This is a genomic window from Mycobacterium sp. (assembly GCF_049802695.1).
GTDB lineage: Bacteria > Actinomycetota > Actinomycetes > Mycobacteriales > Mycobacteriaceae > Mycobacterium.
The window spans coordinates 1-1,605 of the sequence record NZ_JBARMY010000560.1 but is presented as its reverse complement, the minus strand read 5'-3'; the positions used below and the strand labels follow the sequence as shown (position 1 = coordinate 1,605).

Below are 1,605 nucleotides of genomic sequence, written 5' to 3'. Positions count from 1 at the left end.
GTGTTCGCCCCGCCTCCGCCGGTTGTCGTGCCACCGCTCATTCCTCGGATTTTCGCGCCGCCGCCGCCACCGTTGGCACCCTGGGGCGGCGGCCCGCACGGTGGTTTCGGCGGTGGACATGGCGGCTTTGGGCCAGGCTTCGGCGGCGGTCACGGCGGCTTCGGCCACGGTCACCGGTAAGTCGGTCAGGACCGACTGGGATGCCGCGGAATTCGGCGTGCCGTCTGGCGCTTGTTTCTCGCGAATGAACGTCTTGCGCAAACGTGCGGTAGGCCGGTTGCCTTGACGCGAGTAAGGTCGAACTACGGGGATTGGCGGGGCGGCATGCCGCCTCACGGCTCATCGAAATGAGTGAGCTGGCGAACTGATCGGGAGGAGCAGTGGACACCGTACTCGGCGTGTCGATGGCACCCAAGACGGTCCGCATGGTGCTGGTCGAGGGTGGGAACGCCGATGGCGTGACCGTTGACGAAGAAAAATTCGACCTTTCTGACGGTGACAACTCAGCAAACACAAGCGGACCTGACCAGGTCATCTCGGCAATTCTGGGAACTCAGGAAGGCGCCGCCGCGAGCGGGTATCAGCTGATGTCGACCGGCGTGGTCTGGACTGACCCCGTAGAGGCGGCGGCGCTGCGCGACGCCCTGGCCCAGCACAAGATGGAAAACGTCATGCTGGTGTCGGCGTTTTTGGCCGCGGCCGCATTGGCCCAGGAAGTCGGCAGCGCGACGGGCCACGACCAGACCGCGCTGCTGTTGGTCGAACCCGACGCTGCGACGCTGGCGATGGTCGACTCCGCCGACGGTTCGATCAGCGATGTGCGCCGACAACCCCTGCAGGGCACCGATCCGGCGGCCGAGCTGGCCGCGCTGGTTTCGGCCACCACGCAGGCGCTGCCGACCCGTCCCGGCGGGCTGTTCGTCGTCGGCAACGGTGTAGACATCGCGCCGATCAAGCCGGCGCTGGAAGCCGCGACGTCGTTGATAGTGAGCGTCCCCGAGGAGCCGGAGACGGCGCTGGCCCGCGGCGCCGCACTGGCCTCGGCGAACGCGCCGCTGTTCTCGTCGTCCACCGCGGCAATGGCTTGGGCGCAGGATCCCGGCACCGGTGCTTTCGATGCTTACGGTGCCGCCGTCCGTTATGCCGACGCTCCCGTCGATGGCCGCGGCGAGGAGGGGCTTGCCTACAGTGCCGTCGCCGGTGACGACGCCAACGCCAATACGGCCATGGCACCTCAGGACGACGTCGAGTTCGGAACCGCGGCCTACCCCGACTTCGCCGACGAGGAACAGAAGCCCCAGCGCCGGCCGCTGTGGATGGTTGCCAGTGCTGTCGCGACGCTATTCGTCGTCGGTGTGGTGGCTTTGGTGGTCGCGCTGGCGGTCGGCATCCGTCCGCACGTCGGCACCCGGCCGCAACCGGGCTCCAACATCGTGGCACCGACGAACCCCGCACCAGCGCCCAACGCACCACCGCCCGGGGCTCCGGCCCCTGCGTCGGCTCCGGCACCCGCAATCCAGGCACCGGCTCCGGCACCCGCTGCTCCTGCTCCTGAGGCTCCTGCTCCGGCTCCTGCGGCTCCGGCACCCGCGGCTCCTGCTCCTG

Annotated in this window: 1 protein-coding gene; it reads left to right on the top strand. The window is 68.7% G+C overall.

Features of this window, described 5'->3' with window-relative positions:
- Window positions 1-380: 380 nt before the first annotated feature.
- A partial coding sequence (locus WA317_RS22010; protein WP_425175048.1) for a DUF7159 family protein occupies window positions 381-1,605 on the top strand: 1,225 nt, incomplete at its 3' end.